This window comes from Colwellia sp. NW0002-52-1 (genome assembly GCF_057550865.1).
In genome coordinates, this window is sequence record NZ_BAAJLU010000005.1 from 74,469 (window position 1) to 90,760 (window position 16,292).

The 16,292-nt window shown below is 38.8% G+C and carries 13 protein-coding genes and 5 tRNA genes; 7 read left to right on the forward strand and 11 right to left on the reverse strand.

Annotated elements, in window-relative coordinates; translation table 11 throughout:
- Positions 1–71: 71 nt before the first annotated feature.
- A complete protein-coding gene (locus AC27H3_RS07070; protein ID WP_487104846.1) occupies positions 72–500 on the reverse strand; it encodes an organic hydroperoxide resistance protein in 429 nt (142 codons plus the stop codon).
- 73 nt (positions 501–573) lie between these two features.
- A complete protein-coding gene (locus tag AC27H3_RS07075) occupies positions 574–1,260 on the reverse strand; it encodes a type 1 glutamine amidotransferase domain-containing protein (protein ID WP_487104848.1) in 687 nt (228 codons plus the stop codon).
- Between the two features lie 178 nt (positions 1,261–1,438).
- Between AC27H3_RS07075 and AC27H3_RS07080 the strand changes: the two genes are divergently transcribed.
- Positions 1,439–2,359: a LysR family transcriptional regulator gene (locus AC27H3_RS07080; RefSeq protein WP_487104851.1), complete on the forward strand. Its 921-nt coding sequence runs from the start codon at positions 1,439–1,441 to the stop codon at positions 2,357–2,359.
- 647 nt (positions 2,360–3,006) lie between these two features.
- Here AC27H3_RS07080 and AC27H3_RS07085 read toward each other — a convergent pair.
- The 5 genes from AC27H3_RS07085 to AC27H3_RS07105 all read right to left on the reverse strand — a co-directional run bounded on the left by AC27H3_RS07085 (position 3,007) and on the right by AC27H3_RS07105 (position 3,895).
- A tRNA-Glu gene (locus AC27H3_RS07085) sits at positions 3,007–3,082 on the reverse strand.
- A 92-nt stretch (positions 3,083–3,174) separates the two neighbouring features.
- Positions 3,175–3,250 (reverse strand) — tRNA-Glu (locus tag AC27H3_RS07090).
- Positions 3,251–3,386: 136 nt separating this feature from the next.
- Positions 3,387–3,462, reverse strand: a tRNA-Glu gene (locus AC27H3_RS07095).
- 145 nt (positions 3,463–3,607) lie between these two features.
- A tRNA-Glu gene (locus AC27H3_RS07100) sits at positions 3,608–3,683 on the reverse strand.
- Between the two features lie 136 nt (positions 3,684–3,819).
- Positions 3,820–3,895, reverse strand: a tRNA-Ala gene (locus AC27H3_RS07105).
- A 442-nt stretch (positions 3,896–4,337) separates the two neighbouring features.
- Between AC27H3_RS07105 and AC27H3_RS07110 the strand changes: the two genes are divergently transcribed.
- Positions 4,338–5,267, forward strand: coding sequence for a gluconeogenesis factor YvcK family protein (locus AC27H3_RS07110; RefSeq protein WP_487104852.1), 930 nt, complete (start codon positions 4,338–4,340; stop codon positions 5,265–5,267).
- 147 nt (positions 5,268–5,414) lie between these two features.
- Here the strand turns inward: AC27H3_RS07110 and dcd are convergent, their stop codons facing one another.
- Together dcd and apbC are read right to left on the reverse strand one after the other, a co-directional pair.
- Positions 5,415–6,008: a dCTP deaminase gene (dcd, locus tag AC27H3_RS07115; protein WP_487104854.1), complete on the reverse strand. Its 594-nt coding sequence runs from the start codon at positions 6,006–6,008 to the stop codon at positions 5,415–5,417.
- A 183-nt stretch (positions 6,009–6,191) separates the two neighbouring features.
- A complete protein-coding gene (gene apbC / locus AC27H3_RS07120) occupies positions 6,192–7,295 on the reverse strand; it encodes an iron-sulfur cluster carrier protein ApbC (protein WP_487104856.1) in 1,104 nt (367 codons plus the stop codon).
- 120 nt (positions 7,296–7,415) lie between these two features.
- Here apbC and metG point away from each other — a divergent pair, with 120 nt between their 5' ends.
- From metG to AC27H3_RS07145, 5 genes are all read left to right on the forward strand, one after another.
- Positions 7,416–9,539 carry a methionine--tRNA ligase gene (metG, locus tag AC27H3_RS07125; RefSeq protein WP_487104857.1) on the forward strand — a complete coding sequence of 708 codons (2,124 nt, stop codon included), beginning with the start codon at positions 7,416–7,418 and terminating at the stop codon, positions 9,537–9,539.
- 182 nt (positions 9,540–9,721) lie between these two features.
- Positions 9,722–11,845 (forward strand): cation:dicarboxylate symporter family transporter, encoded by a 2,124-nt coding sequence (locus AC27H3_RS07130; protein ID WP_487104859.1) that lies wholly within the window; start codon positions 9,722–9,724, stop codon positions 11,843–11,845.
- A 60-nt stretch (positions 11,846–11,905) separates the two neighbouring features.
- Complete coding sequence (rcsF, locus tag AC27H3_RS07135; protein WP_487104860.1) at positions 11,906–12,328, forward strand: Rcs stress response system protein RcsF; 423 nt, start codon at positions 11,906–11,908, stop codon at positions 12,326–12,328.
- Entirely contained in the window at positions 12,328–13,089 is a 762-nt protein-coding gene (gene tsaA / locus AC27H3_RS07140) for a tRNA (N6-threonylcarbamoyladenosine(37)-N6)-methyltransferase TrmO (protein WP_487104862.1), read from the forward strand. Before rcsF ends, tsaA begins: the two co-directional genes overlap by 1 nt.
- A 97-nt stretch (positions 13,090–13,186) precedes the next feature.
- A complete protein-coding gene (locus AC27H3_RS07145) occupies positions 13,187–14,098 on the forward strand; it encodes a DMT family transporter (RefSeq protein WP_487104864.1) in 912 nt (303 codons plus the stop codon).
- Positions 14,099–14,198: 100 nt separating this feature from the next.
- On the opposite strand, the gene AC27H3_RS07150 is transcribed toward AC27H3_RS07145, so the two are convergent.
- Positions 14,199–15,503, reverse strand: a complete 1,305-nt coding sequence (locus tag AC27H3_RS07150) for a metal-dependent hydrolase family protein (RefSeq protein ID WP_487104865.1) — start codon at positions 15,501–15,503, stop codon at positions 14,199–14,201.
- Between the two features lie 255 nt (positions 15,504–15,758).
- Positions 15,759–16,253, reverse strand: coding sequence for an FKBP-type peptidyl-prolyl cis-trans isomerase (locus tag AC27H3_RS07155; RefSeq protein ID WP_085304447.1), 495 nt, complete (start codon positions 16,251–16,253; stop codon positions 15,759–15,761).
- Between the last annotated feature and the right edge of the window lie 39 nt (positions 16,254–16,292).

Here is a 16,292-nt window from a genome sequence, read left to right on the forward strand (position 1 = left end):
TCATTAAATCAATTGGTATAAATGCGCTTTTTGAACAGAAAATTTGAGTCTTTATTCTGTTCAAAAAACTATTAAATAATGCTCAACACTATATCAATATTACCGCGTGTTGCATTTGAATATGGGCAGACTTGGTGCGCTTTATCTACCATGACTTGTGCTTCGTTTTTATCCATATCACCTAACGACACCGCAAGTTTAACTGCAATACCAAAACCACCTTCAACTGCACCAATAGCAACTTCTGAGTTGATATAGGTATCACTAGGTAAAGTAATTTTTTCTTGGCCGGCAACAAATTTTAGTGCGCCAATAAAGCAGGCGGCATAACCGGCAGCAAATAATTGCTCTGGATTCGTACCCTGCCCGTCATCGCCGCCTAAACCTTTAGGTGTTGACAATGTAAGGTTTAAACGGCCATCGTCTGATTTTGCACTACCTTCACGTCCACCAGTGGCTGTTGCTTTTGCGGTATAAGCTATATTTTGTAATTCTTTCATGACACATTCCTATACATTGGGTTTAGAAAGTCACTTATAAATACGTGACTTTCTAAGTTACAGCTAAGTAAATTTAAGCAGAAAGTTGAGCAAGTAATTTCTCAGCAGCTAGCGCTGAACTCGCAGGGTTTTGACCAGTAATAATTAGGCCATCTTGTACTGCAAAGGCATGCCAATCTTCTGCTTTTTGGTATTCACCACCACGTTTAATAAGTTCATTTTCTAGTAGAAACGGCACTACTTCAGTTAGTTCTACCGCTTCTTCTTCACTGTTTGTAAAGCCAGTTACTGCTTTACCTTTAATGGCAAACTCGCCCGATGCTTGTTTAACATTTAACAACGCTGCACTCGCATGACAAACAGTTGCTACGGCTTTACCAGCGTTTAAAAAGCTTTCAATCAAGGTGATCGAGTCAATGTTACCGGTAAGATCCCATAATGGACCATGCCCACCAGGGTAAAATACGCCATCAAAATCACTTTCGTTAACTGAAGATAATTTTACTGTAGCTGAAATTTTAGCTTGTGCTGCAGCATCATTGTCGTAACGGTCAGTGGCTTCTGTTTGAAAATCTTCCAGCTTACTTGTTGGGTCAATAGGTGCTTGACCGCCTTGTGGTGAAGCAATAGTTACTTCAGCGCCAGCGTCGATAAATGCATAATAAGGGGCGGCAAATTCTTCAACCCAAAAACCTGTTTTTTGACCTGTGTTGCCAAGCTCGTCATGTGAAGTAAGTACCATCAATATTTTCTTAGTCATATTCATTCATCCATTTATTTGTATAAGTTAATGTAAGTGCGTTTGCGTCTTCATTTTCAATACAGTTAGTATATGCACAGAAACCCACATGAACAATGCAGATTAAACTGACAACATTGTATCAATAATTGATACAATGTAAGATTGGCTATGTATTTTGATTAATTAGGTAGTGTTTATGGATATTTCATTTGAGCAGCTTAAAAGCATGGTTGTTTTTGCTCAAGTTATTGAACAAGGTAGCTTAAGTGCGGCAGCGAAACATTTAAGCTTATCTCGCGCTGTAGTTAGTTATCATCTGAAAAAGCTTGAAGCACAACTTGAAGTAAAGCTGCTTAATCGTTCAACGCGCACTATTAACCTTACAGAAGCAGGTCAAGCCTATTATGAACGCTGTCGCATCATTGCTGAGCAAGCAAGTGTGGCCAAACAGCAAATTGAAAATTTCAAAAATGAACCTATTGGATTACTTAAAATTACCTGTCCAGTAAATATTGGCTTGCAGACTGTAGTGCCAGCCCTAAATGAGTTTAAGAAGATTTACCCTAAAATAGAGCTTGATGTTATGCTGACTGATGAAGTGGTAAACATTATGAAAGAAGGGATAGACTTAGCCATACGTGGTGCACCATTACCCGATTCTGGTTTACAAGCAAGTAAGCTTGCCATTCTAGAAACGTGTCTTTGTGGTGCCCCTGATTACTTTCTACAGCATGGTCGGCCAACTAAACCTTCAGATTTAGCTGAACACCAATGGGTGATTTATAAATTAACTTCAGGCGTCTTAACGCTAAAGAAAGGCAGTCGCTCATTCAGTATTGCCACCAAAGGAAGCATTAGAACTAATAACTCGGCTGCACGTACCGCATTTGTTGAGGCAGGACATGGCTTAGCCCGAATTCCTAAGTACGACGCTTGGCCGAAAATAAAAGCAGGAACCTTAGAAACCGTACTTAATGACTATGTTTTTAGCGATATAAACGTTTATGGTGTTTTTCCGCCAGGCACAGCCAACTCTAAAAAATTGAGGTTACTGCTTAACTTTCTTAAAGAGTATTTTACTCGTCAAATAAGTAATGATATGGCTAATATTACCTAGCCTCTGCCCAGTATTAACACAAAAAATTCGACACATCTAACCTTCTTGGTCTCTTTTTATAGGGTAGCCGTTTATCTATTAATAATTGTAACAAGCTCAAAGTTGCCTTTTATAATACCAAATGTAATAAATTATTGAGCAATTTTAAGCGAGGATAAATTGTTCAAGAATACATGTTTATTGTTCCAGACTAAACATAAGTACCTGCATATCCCTGCAGGCAAGACGTTTGATTGATTAGGGCATGGATGCCCGTAAGTAGAACAATGCAGGAGCAATTGTCGAGTAATAGCGGGCGTGTGTGATTGAAAACAACGCAGTTATTGACGATTTAAACCGCCTTAAAATGATCGATTATTTATTTCAATTGGTATAAGCACTTCTCCTGCAGTCCTCCTTCTTTTCTCCCTGTGAATGGTTCATTCTTTTTACAGGAAGGAAAGAATAAGAAAACAATGAGTGGGATTTGCTTCGACAAGGTTAATATCAGTTATCTGCGGGACAGGTTCGTTGAAAGTATCAACACTAGCAACTTGAAGTTCTTCGTTCAATACTCACTAAATTTCAGGCATAAAAAAACCGACAAAAGTCGGCTTTTTTATTTCACTTTTAAGCACTGCTTAAATTACTAAAAGTAAAATAATAAGTGGCATCCCTAAGGGGATTCGAACCCCTGTTACCGCCGTGAAAGGGCGGTGTCCTAGGCCTCTAGACGATAGGGACACTAAAACAATATGAACATAGCTAATTAGCTACTTCATGTTTTGTATCTGATTGCTAAATGTATAAAAACACTTATCAATCTAAGTTAATGGTGGCATCCCTAAGGGGATTCGAACCCCTGTTACCGCCGTGAAAGGGCGGTGTCCTAGGCCTCTAGACGATAGGGACACATTAATACCAATAGAAAACTTAACACCTTGTTACCGTAAAAAGCTCTAGCCTAGTGAACTTATAATAACACTGTATATTCTATAGTATGTGTCAAAAAAACACTTACCAATAAACTTATCAAACTAAAAACGAGTGGCATCCCTAAGGGGATTCGAACCCCTGTTACCGCCGTGAAAGGGCGGTGTCCTAGGCCTCTAGACGATAGGGACACATTATAAACTCAAAATACTTACCATAATAAAACCGTATAAAGCTCTAGCCTAGTGAACTTATGATTTACATTATATATTTCTTGTTTGTGTCTTAAAACACGAACTCATTTTCATTTTACTTCCGAAGAAGCTTCCGAAGAAGTGGCATCCCTAAGGGGATTCGAACCCCTGTTACCGCCGTGAAAGGGCGGTGTCCTAGGCCTCTAGACGATAGGGACACTAAAACGATAAAACATAGCAATAAAGCTTTGTTTCTGGCTATCCGATTAACCTAGTCTTTCAACCTAATTCATCCAATCGCCGTTATCTTTTTAACTATCTTTCACTTGTGCTATCAACACGAGTGAATAATATTGGTGGAGCTATGCGGGATCGAACCGCAGACCTCTTCGCTGCCAGCGAAGCGCTCTCCCAGCTGAGCTATAGCCCCACATAGAAATAAAATAAGTGGCCTAATACTTACCTTACTCCAACATCCAAAAAGTAACTCAGTTACTCGTTGAAAGCGAGGCGCATTCTAAGCAGCGACCATGATACTGTCAACCCTTATTTTAGATATTAGGTCATTTTTTTTAAAGATTTAAGTTAACTGATTACTTATAATACAAGTTGTTTAAATTTTACCTAAATTTTACTTATTCGAGTTAATTTAATCGTCAAAATGTATGCGTTATTAATAACGCATACATTTGCCAACAACAATGAGCAACATCCATATAAATTCCAACTGAACTAAAATGAATAACAATACCTGAGTATATAGTGATTTGTTGATTAATCCTTCTAACAGCACTATAGACTATAGCGAGTTGCTTTATTTATTAATCATAAAAAGGTAAAGTTGGTTTTCAATTGAAAAGATAAAAAATTATATGCAGCTAAAAGAGCTCAACGTTGTTGCCATTGGTGGTGGACACGGCTTAGGACGTGTACTATCTACCCTCTCCTTTTTAGGCAACCAACTTACTGGTATTGTTACCACAACAGATAATGGTGGTTCTACCGGCCGTTTAAGAAAACGCAGTAGTTCAATTGCTTGGGGTGACTTACGAAACTGTCTTACTCAACTTGTTGACGAAAAGTCAGTTGGTAGCCAACTGTTTGACTTTCGATTCGATGGTGAAGATGAACTTGGTGGTCATAATCTTGGTAACTTAATTTTGTACGGATTAGGAGAAATACATTCTCGTCCGCTTGATTCGATAAAACTTGTTCGTCGGTTATTAAGAGTTAAAACGCCGGTATTACCTATGTCTGAAACACCCACCGACCTTATGGCTTTTTACCCTGAAGGACTTTGCCGTGTCGGCGAAATATCTGTTGATAAAATGTCGATGATGCCCAAGAATTTAATGTTGGCTCCTTTAGTTAAAACATTACCAAGCTGTGTAGAAGCCATTTTAAACGCTGACCTAGTTATACTAGGCCCAGGAAGCTTTTTAACCAGCGTGATCCCTCCTCTACTTGTGCGAGATATTAGCAATGCTTTAGATCAAACAAATGCTCACCGAGTATTTATTGATAATATAGTAGCTGAAGATAGTCCTGCTGCTGCTCTTACGTTAGATGAAAAGCTAACTTGGATAGAAGAAAACGTTGGTTGTTTGCCAATTGATAGCGCTATATGTCACGACACTAGTGTAACCTCGACTCGTATCGATGTTTGTCATCATGAATTAAACAGTGATAGTGTTGGTCATTACCATAGTCGCGATAAATTAATTGCGGCTTTAAATATTTGTATTTCAAAGGCAAGTAACCATATCAAAATAGCGCAAGCAGCTGCCTTGCGCGCCAACTAAGTTAATATATTCATTATTTAAAACCAAAAAGCCAACGATACATTCGTTGGCTTTTGTTCGCATAATTTTTTTTAGTCATTGAATAAATTAAGTAACCTAGTTCTTCATAGGTAAGAAATTAGTATCTAATGATTCAATTTGATAATGCTACTTGTGACTTTCGTCTTGGCTTATACGGCTAGCAACTGCACCCATTTGGTCTTTATATTTTGCATCTTGGCGCTTGTTATAAGGACGAGCCGCGCTTGACGACATAGTTTCAAAATTCAATGCGGCAATTTTCATTTTTGGACGTAAAGCTAAAGGCAATTTACCACTGTTAAAGAATTCTAAGACTATTTGTCCTGACCAACCGGGATCAATTCTATGCGCGGTAACATGCACCATTAAACCTAAACGAGCTAAAGAAGAGCGACCATCTAACCAACCAACTATATTGTCAGGTAAGGTTACTGACTCTAGCGTAACGGCTAAAGCTAATTCACCTGGATGAAGGAAAAAAGCATCACCGTCTGGAATATAAATCTCATCACTCATAACAGAGTTCATGGCTTTTTGCATTTCAGGTTTAGGGCCGCTTAAGTCGATATAAGGCGCAGTATGGTCTTGAAAAACACGAAACTCATTACCTAAGCGAATATCTACGCTAACACCTGATATCATACTTCTGTCAGGTGGCGGTGAAATTGCTATTTGCCCTTTGCTAAGGCATTCTTCTATATCTATGTCACTTAATCTCATGATGACTCTTCTTAGGTTTCGTTGTTATAAATTCTAATTCATTGCTTGAATTATGTTGTATTGTATTAACGTAAAATTATGCTTAATTCTGCTGTTAATTTTACGCTATTCTTGTATTTAGTTTTATTGCTTGTTGTGCTTTGTTTCACTATATTTCTATGATTAATTTAGCTATGCACTGAACTATTTTTCACTATCACTTACTTCGACTTCAGCGGTTACTGGGCTACCCATATCGAGTTGATAATATAGTTGTGCTGCAACATTACGCGCTATAGTACGATACAGCAGCGCAACTTCTCCAGTGCTATTTTCATTAATTGCAAAACGCCCCGTGTCAGCATCTTCTCGAATACGAATATCTAGCGGTAATTGTCCTAATAATAGACTATTTGCTTCTTTCGCTATTCGTGTGCCACCACCTTCACCAAATAAGTGTGATTGATGACCACAATTTTCACATTGGTGATAACTCATATTTTCAATAATACCGAGCACGGGCAATTTAACTTGTTCGAACATTGCCATACCTTTAATAGCATCAGCTAAGGCAATGTCTTGAGGTGTTGTGATCACCACCGCGCCGGCTACAGGCACTTGTTGAGCTAAGGTTAACTGAATATCACCCGTACCAGGCGGCATATCTACAATTAAGTAATCTAACTCTGGCCAGTCGGTTTCGTTCAGTAATTGTGAAAAAGCTCGGCTTGCCATTGGCCCTCGCCAAACCGTAGCGTCGGCATCATCAACAAGAAAACCAATCGACATTGCACTTAAACCATGAGCCTCAAGTGGTGTAATTAACTTACCATCAATAGAGCTAGGTTTTGCGCCTTTTAATCCCAACATGGTTGGAATTGACGGACCATAAATATCAGCATCTAAAACACCAACATTGGCCCCTTCAGCAATTAAAGCATAAGCTAAATTTACCGCCGTGGTTGACTTACCAACACCGCCCTTACCTGACGACACGGCAATAATGTTTTTTATACCTTTAATATTATGCTCTCGCACAGCGTTGATATTATATTCAACGTCAAAGCTAACGGTTTGCTGAACTAATGCTGAGAGTTGCTCAGCAATATCATGAAGCTGCCCGTCACACGGGAACGGCAGTACCATTTTAACGACAATGTTTTTTTTAGCCATGCGCATCGTTAAAGATTGGGCAATAGCTTGTATGCCATGTGGAAATATATCTGAGCGATAAGCCGCTAAAAAATCATTAATGGCTTTTTGACTATCGACACTGACTTCATTTTTGGAAAAGAAATTTGATAACATGATTAAAACGCGCTTTTATCTCGCCTTTATTGATATAAAGACGATAATTCTTAATGAAAAGTAACGACAAATTCTGTACCATTCCCTGCATAATTACCACCAATAATATGTAAACTTTATATGTCTTTATCAAAGTCATCTGTGCAAGCAGCAGATAAGCGTAAAATTTTAGTCACTTGTGCCCTTCCCTATGCCAATGGTTCTATTCATTTAGGTCATTTATTAGAACATATTCAAACTGATATTTGGGTGCGTTTTCAACGTATGCGCGGCCACGAAACTTATTTTGTATGTGCTGACGATGCTCACGGCACACCAATTATGTTGAAATCACAAGAACTAGGCGTTACACCTGAAGAGATGATAGCCGCAGTGCGCGAAGAGCACATGGCAGACTTTGCTGGCTTCCATATCAGCTACGACAATTACCATTCTACGCACAGTGATGAAAACAAAGCCTTTGCTGAAGAAATTTATAACCGATTACATGCTAATGGTCATATCAAAACCCGTACTATTTCACAGTTATATGATCCAGAAAAAGGCATGTTCTTACCTGATCGCTTTGTTAAAGGCACGTGCCCTAAATGTAAAAGTGAAGACCAAAACGGTGATAGCTGTGATAACTGTGGTGAAACCTACTCGCCTACTGAAGTATTAAACCCGCGTTCAGTCGTTTCAGGTGCAACACCAGTTTTGCGTGATTCAGAACATTACTTCTTCGACCTACCCGCTTTTGGCGATATGTTGCAAGAATGGACACGCAGTGGCTCTTTACAAGAAGAAATGGCCAACAAACTAGCTGAATGGTTTGAGCAAGGTTTAAAACAATGGGATATCAGCCGTGATGCGCCTTATTTTGGTTTTGAAATTCCTAATGCTCCTGGCAAATACTTCTATGTTTGGTTAGATGCGCCAATTGGTTACATGGGTAGTTTTAAAAATCTATGTGACAAAAAAGGTATCGACTTTGACGCTTTTTGGCAATTAGACTCTGAAGCTGAGCTTTATCACTTTATTGGTAAAGATATTATCTACTTCCATAGTTTATTTTGGCCTGCCATGCTTGAAGGTGCGGGCTATAGAAAACCAACGTCAGTTTATGCGCATGGTTTTGTTACCGTTAACGGCGCTAAAATGTCTAAATCTAAAGGCACCTTTATTAAAGGCCGTACTTATTTAGATCATTTAAACCCTGAATATTTACGTTATTACTATGCGGCAAAATTGACTAGCCGTATTGATGATTTAGATTTAAATCTTGAAGATTTTGCGCAACGTGTAAATTCAGACCTTGTTGGTAAAGTGGTTAATATCGCTTCGCGCTGTGCGAGTTTTATTACTAAACGTTTTGACGGCATGCTTTCAACTAACATTGACAACCAAGCGTTAGCTGACGAAGTAATGGCAGCCGGTGATAGTATTGCTGCTCACTACGAAGCGCGCGACTTTTCTCGTGGTATGCGTGAAATCATGGCACTTGCTGACAAAGTGAATGAATATATCGCCATTAAAGAACCTTGGCAGTTAGTCAAAGACGAAACAAAACAGCAAGAAGTGCAAGATATCTGCTCGTTGGGCATTAATATGTTCCGCACATTAATGATTTATTTAAAACCTGTACTGCCAGTTTTAGCTGATAGCACGACTCAGTTTTTAAATGACGAGCTTATTTGGGAAGGTCATAAAACCTTATTAACAGATCATAAAATCAACAAGTTTAAAGCCTTATTACAGCGTGTTGATATGGACAAAGTTAATGCGATGACTGACGCCTCAAAAGATAACATGAGCCCGACACAAACTGCTGATGCAGAGAAAAAGTATACTAAGAAAGCTAAAGCTGAAAAAGTGGTTGATAACTCAGCAGCGCTTGCAGATCCTTTAGCAGCAGATCCTATTTCTGATGAAATACAGTTTGAAGACTTTGCTAAAATAGATTTACGTATTGCGAGAATCATTAACGCTGAACATGTTGAAAAAGCGGATAAACTACTACGTTTAACTTTAGCGTTAGATGACAAAGAAAATGGCGAAACACGCCAAGTATTTGCCGGTATTAAATCTGCATACCAACCTGAAGACTTAATTGGTAAACATACTGTGATGGTGGCGAACTTAGCACCTAGAAAAATGCGCTTTGGTATGTCAGAAGGTATGGTTTTAGCTGCAGGACCAGGTGGTAAAGACTTATGGATATTAAATCCTGATGATGGTGCGCAAGCGGGAATGCGTGTTAAATAGGTATCTACGAAAAGTAGCCATTTAAAGTGGCTAGCTAAAGTAAAAAGGCAAACCTAGATTCTAAAATAAGGTTTGCCTTTTTTAATATTACTCAACTTGATATTACATCTCGTAACTTTCATTAACTCGCTTTATTATAATATTTTCAATAATAAAGCATAAATATAATACTATTATTCTCTATGACATTATTTAAGCTCAGCAATGTTCCAACTTCTACTCGCATAATTGTCGCCATGTTTTTGGGGTTAATTATAGGTAGTTTCAGCGTTCCGTTGTACTCAACAGTTAATCACCTTGCTAATGCTTTTGTCATGTTATTACAAATGACCGCCCTACCTTATATCGCACTGTCTCTGATGGTTGGTATTGGCGGCTTGTCTGCTAGCAAAGCTAAGTCAGCGCTTAAAGTTACCTTGATACTCGTGATATTACTTATAGCCCTGATGTTATGCTTTATTTTGATGGCACCTTTATCATTTCCCAACTGGCAAACTGCCGAATTTTATAGTGCTAATACCGTTAAGGTTAGCCAAGAATTTAACATCATAGAATTGTTTATACCGTCAAACCCCTTTAACGCTTTTGCAAATGCGTTGATCCCTGCGGTGGTATTTTTCAGTGTTTTTATTGGTGTTGGTTTAATGCCAATCAAAAATAAGCGTCAAACGTTAGCTGTATTGAGTAACTTAAGGCAATCGGTAAGCAATATCAGTCATTTAGTGATGCGTTTAGCACCTATTGGTGTGTTTTGTATTGGTTGGCGAGCAGCGGCAACGCTAGATGCATCTCAACTTGATGGCTTAATGATTTATGTTGCCAGTGCACTGGTATTAACTGTTTTATTGGCTTTTGTTGTATTTCCTGCGCTATTAGCCACTGTAACGCCATTTGGTTATAGAGCCATTTTAAAAGCTTCAAGAGAGGCCATGATCACGGCTTTTGCAACCGGTAGTTTTTTTGTTGTTATTCCCATTATTGTTGAAAAAACTAAACAACTGATTTCCTCGCAGTACCCCGATACTGACAACGTTGATAAAGTATCAGATGTTATCGTACCTATAAGTTACAGTTTACCGGTAGGTGGTAAATTACTTTCACTGCTTTTTGTTTTGTTTGCCGCTTGGTTTTCAGGTGCTTACATAAGTTTTGAAGATTATGTAAAGCTTGTTGTAATGGGCATTCCGCAGTTATTTGGTACTAGCACCTTAGCAATGCAAAACCTGTTAGAGATATTTAATGTTTCGCATAGCATGTTCGACTTTTTCCTTGTGTCTGAAAACTTAGTTGTTGGCCGTTTGTCTGCCTTGCTATCTGTTACTTTTGCCTGTTGCTTACCTATATTGGTAGCAACCAGTATGGCAAAATCATTTACCCTAAAGAAAAAAGCTCTGCTTAAATACTTACTGATTATTCCTACTCTGTCTGTTATATCTTTCATCAGTTTAAAGCATGCTTTCAGCTCTATAAGTTACCAATATGAAGGCTACACTAAATTCATAGAGCGTGATTTTTTAATGGAAAGCGTAAACACTACACTTTTAGATAAAGCACAAACCATTAACGAAAACATGCAACCTAATGTAAGTGTATTAAACCGTATTAAAGAGCGAGGTTACTTACGTGTAGGATATTTCCGCGATGATTTACCTTACTCTTTTCACAACGATAAAGGCAAACTTGTTGGTTTCGATATTGAAATAATGCACCAACTAGCTTTAGATCTTAATGTTGATATTGAGTTTGTTAAAATCTTTCATAATGAAGCAAAAACATTACTCACATCAGGTTATTTGGATATTACTACCGGCGTACCGGTTATTCCTGACAACATGACAAAATACACATTAACTATGCCTTATAGTTCGCAGAGCTTAGCGATTATAGTTAAAGATAAACGTCGTGCAGAGTTCACAAAATGGGACAATATATTACAACGTGATGATCTTATTTTAGGTATTCCAGAAAGCTTTTATTATGAAAAAGCCATCGCTAGAACCTTTACTCATGGCAAAGCTTGGGAAATATCAACGCCTAGATTGTTTTTTAAACCCGAGTATTCACATATAGACGCTATGTTATTTGGTGCCGCAGCATCATCTGCATGGACAATGCTAAACCCAAGTTACACCGTGGTAGTCCCTAAACCTGAATTATCGCCACTGTTTATGGCATTTCCTATCAATAAGAATGACCATAGTTTTGAGTTGTTTATGCGCAATTGGATTACCATGAAACAACAGAGTAAAACCATTGATAAACTGTTCGATTATTGGATCAGAGGCGACAAAAGTATCAGCCCTTAAAAGCCAATAAAGCTTTATTTACTCAATAAAATGAAAACTAATCAAGAGTTAAAAACAACAATGAAAAAAACGATAAAGGCACTTTTCTCAAATAAACCCAGTATTGCAATAATTATATTTGTTGCGGCATTCATTACTGGCTGTGCAAAAATAAACGATATTTCAACGAACTTAGACCGCGAAAACTTTAAAAGTTACTTTTCGCCAACCAAGGTAAAAATTTATACTGATGAAAAAGAATTTGTTGGTAAACATAAATTCCTAGGTTTGGTTGAAGGCGAGTCTTGCCAAGAAAAAGCTCATCATGCTTCGCCGAACGAAATTGATGCTCGCACTGAGGCTAGAGGCAAAGCATACAAACTAGGTGCCAATGCCATTATTTTTAGTCAGTGTGTACTGATTGAAGAAGATAAAGCCGCTAAATATTGTTTGTCTTCAACGGTTTGCTATGGTCGAGCTTACCAAATTGAACAAGTAAAATAATGACAAGCAGCGTTAATTTCAACGTTATTGGCACAATTGCTTCGCCCTACAAGGAAAAATTCGCCATTCCTAGGCAGCCGGGTATTGTTACGGCGGCGCAAGGACAATTACGCCTAACTGGCTTAGCGAATAACGAAGAGTTAGTGCGAGGATTAGAGCAATTTAGCCATATTTGGTTGTTATTTGTTTTTCATGGCACGCTGTCGCAAGGTTGGAAACCCCTTGTGCGGCCGCCACGTTTAGGCGGTAACAAAAAGCTAGGTGTGCTGGCAACCCGTTCAACTTTCAGGCCCAACCCTATTGGTATGTCGGTGGTAAAGCTAGATAGAATTGAGCATTGTACGGTTAACTCAGATAATAGAAATAGCAAAGAAGATAAAACGTCTCAGGTGATATTACATATCAGCGAATTAGACTTGCTTGACGGTACACCTATTATCGATATTAAACCTTACTTGCCCTATGCAGATATTGTTGAAAACGCCCATGGTGGCTATGCGCAAAACCAACCAAGCAATAATATCACTGTCGAATTTTCACCGTTATCACTTAAAACCTTAGCTGACAATATAGCGTGCTACCCAACACTGCAAAACCTTATTGAGCAAGTGTTAATACAAGATCCCCGCCCTGCTTATAAGCACCATAAAACTGACGATAAAGTTTATGGTATGAGCCTGTATAGTTTTAATATTAAATGGCAGATGACTGACCTTACAACATTACAAGTGATCACAATAGAAGACGCTAAACACACTTAAGTTTAGCCACTAAATTACTATGTAATGTCCGATTATCGCCATGATTCATTGGTTATCTATTTATACTAAAGGTGACTACAATATCTAAGGATTTTCATTGAACACACCGAATAGCCAAAATTACCAAGCCTATCTTGAGCTGTTGTTACTCGCCGCTATTTGGGGCGCATCTTTTATGTTTATGCGAGTAGGAGTCCCTGAATTTGGTCCGATAGTATTTGCAGCTCTTCGAACGGGTATCGCGGCTATTTTTTTGATTGTGTGTTTAATTTTATTCAAACAAACTAAAGCCTTGAGAGGCTACTGGGGTAAAATATTTGTGGTTGGTGCGCTCAATACTGCGCTGCCATTTGCTTTGTTTAGTTACGCAACCTTAACCCTAACGGCTGGAACAGCTTCAGTTTTAAATGCTACCACCCCAATGTTCGGTGCTATTGTTGCTTATATTTGGTTGAAAGATAAGTTAAGTCTTAGCGCAACTTTCGGCTTATTTATTGGTTTTATTGGGGTCTATTTATTAGTATCCGACAATTTACATTTTGGCGTAACAGTTTCAGCGCCAGCAATGCAACACAACGCCTTGCTCCCCACATTAGCGGCTATGCTTGCTGCGCTTTGTTATGGCATTTCTGCCAATTATACTAAAAAGTATTTAAGCGCTATAAAGCCATTGGCTTTAGCTTCAGGCAGTCAAACTTCAGCCACCATTATGCTAGTACCGTTGAGTTTACTTTTTCTACCTGAAACTATCCCCAGCACTAATGCTATCGGCTCTGCTCTGTTAATTGGCATAATATGTACAGGCTTTGCTTACATATTATTTTTTCGACTTATTGCCCAACTCGGCCCTGCAAAGGCGATATCAGTAACTTATTTAATTCCTGCATTTGGCATTCTTTGGGGGGCTTTATTCTTAGCTGAAACTATCAGTTTGATGATGCTTATTGGTGGTAGTGTAACCTTGCTTGGCGTGGCGTTAACGACAGGAATACTGCAAAGTAAAAAGTAATGAATAGATATTACAAATACAAACTATAAACTGCAAATAAAGAGTACAAATAAACGGTTTTTAATACCGTTTATTTGTACGCTAATATACTCTTATTTGGCTATTTTTGCTTAACAACCTTACCTGTTTTCATCACAAAGTCTACATCGAGTAATTCATCAATATTATTTAACGGACTAGCGTGCATGGCAATAATATCGGCTACTTTCCCCACTTCTAATGTGCCTAAGGTTTTTGATTTGCCAATTAAGTCAGCGCCATTAATGGTTGCTGATACTAAAATGTCTTGTGGCGTCATACCAGCTGCAAACATTAATTGCGCTTCTCTCGCATTATAACCATGTTTTGAAACACCGCTATCAGTACCATAAGCTATTTTTACGCCGGCTTTGTAAGCGCGTTTAAAGTTATCGGTCATATCGCCGCCAACGCGGATCGCTTTAGCGCGAATCGCAGGTGACATAAAATCAGTAGTTTTTGCTAAATTAACTACGGTGTCTCCGGCCATTAATGTTGGCACTAAATACGCTCCACCTTTTTTAAAGAGTTTAATACTTTCTTTGTCGGCATAACTGCCATGTTCGATACTGTCAACGCCTGCGCGTAACGCGGCGTTAATACCCGCCGCAGCATGTGCATGGCTTGCCACTTTACGTCCTAGCGAATGTGCAGTATCAACCACTTCTTTAATTTCATCGTCAGCCATTTGTTGGCCAGTACCCGTATCTGTGTCTGATAACACACCACCTGTGGAGGTGATTTTAATGACATCGGCACCAAATTTTATCGCGTGACGAGTAGCACGTCGACAATCGTAAGGGCCATCACAAACGGTTTCTGCTGTGTGCAGTTTCATTAAATCGGGCGCCATGCCATCTACATCACCATGCCCACCGGTAACAGCAACACTACTACCAGCAGCAACAATAGTTGGTCCAGATATCCACCCTTTTTTTACCCCATCGCGTAAGGCAAATATTTGCTCAGCACTCGCGCCTAAATCACGAACAGTAGTAAACCCAGCCATTAATGTTTTATGGGCAAAATGAGCACTCTTCATTAAAGTATCGGCATCAGATAAGTTCACCGTATCACTGTCGTTGCTCGGACCAAGTTCACCTTGTAAATGTACATGCATATCCATTAAGCCTGACATAACAAAGCTCGAAGACAGATCAATGAGTTTGGCATCTGTTGCAATACTTTTTACATCAACAAAGCCTGATTTAAGTTCAGTAATTTTACCATCGCTAATCACCAACGTTTGTTTTTTAAGTGGTGCGTTACCGGCAGTAACTAATAACTCTCCGGCATGTATAACGGTTGTTTGTGCGAATGCTGTATGAGATATCGCTGCACTAACCATCAGCGCAATAGTTGTTATTGAAGATTTTAATCTAAGCATGTCTCGACCTTATTGTTATTTTAATGTTTACCTATAGTTATAACAGTATGGCAAAAGAATGAAAATTGTAATCGATAAATGGGGAGATTATTCAGTTCAATAACCACTCGGTTAATTTAATGATTAGTTTTAACTTACAGTGAGGAGCTTTATTTTTATCGCCTTAGCATGTTCTTTGTCGGCCATAAAAACAAAAAACCAGCGCTAGGCTGGTTTCTTAATCACAAAACTGTTAATTCGCGTAATGTGTTTCGCTTAATGCTGATGACCACCAGCGCCATGCGCATGGCCATGTTCAATTTCTTCTGCACTTGCTTCACGTACATCAGCAACTTCAAGATCAAAGGTTAATACTTTACCTGCTAATGGCGGGTTAATATCAACAGTTATCATAAATTTACCCGCTTTAACTACAGTAACTTGACGTTGCCCACCTTCGGTATTAACTACCGCAGTCATGCCCGCTTTCCATTTAGCACTTGGCGAAGGTAAACCTTGTAAATGTTTAACGGGTACACGCTGAATAGCGTCCTCTTGGCGTTCGCCGTAGGCATCTTCAGGTTGCAAAGTTACTGAGAACTTATCGCCCTTTTCTTTGCCTGCTAATGCGTTTTCTACGCCCACTAACATATTTTTATAACCGTGAAGATAAGCTAATGGCTCACCTGCGTGAGAATTTTCTATTTCTACGCCTGCTTCATCTTTAAGTACGTAGTGAAACTGAACAACGGTTTTATCAGTAATTTTCATTTTATTTCCAAGCTAGTCATTTAGGTTAATTTGCCAATA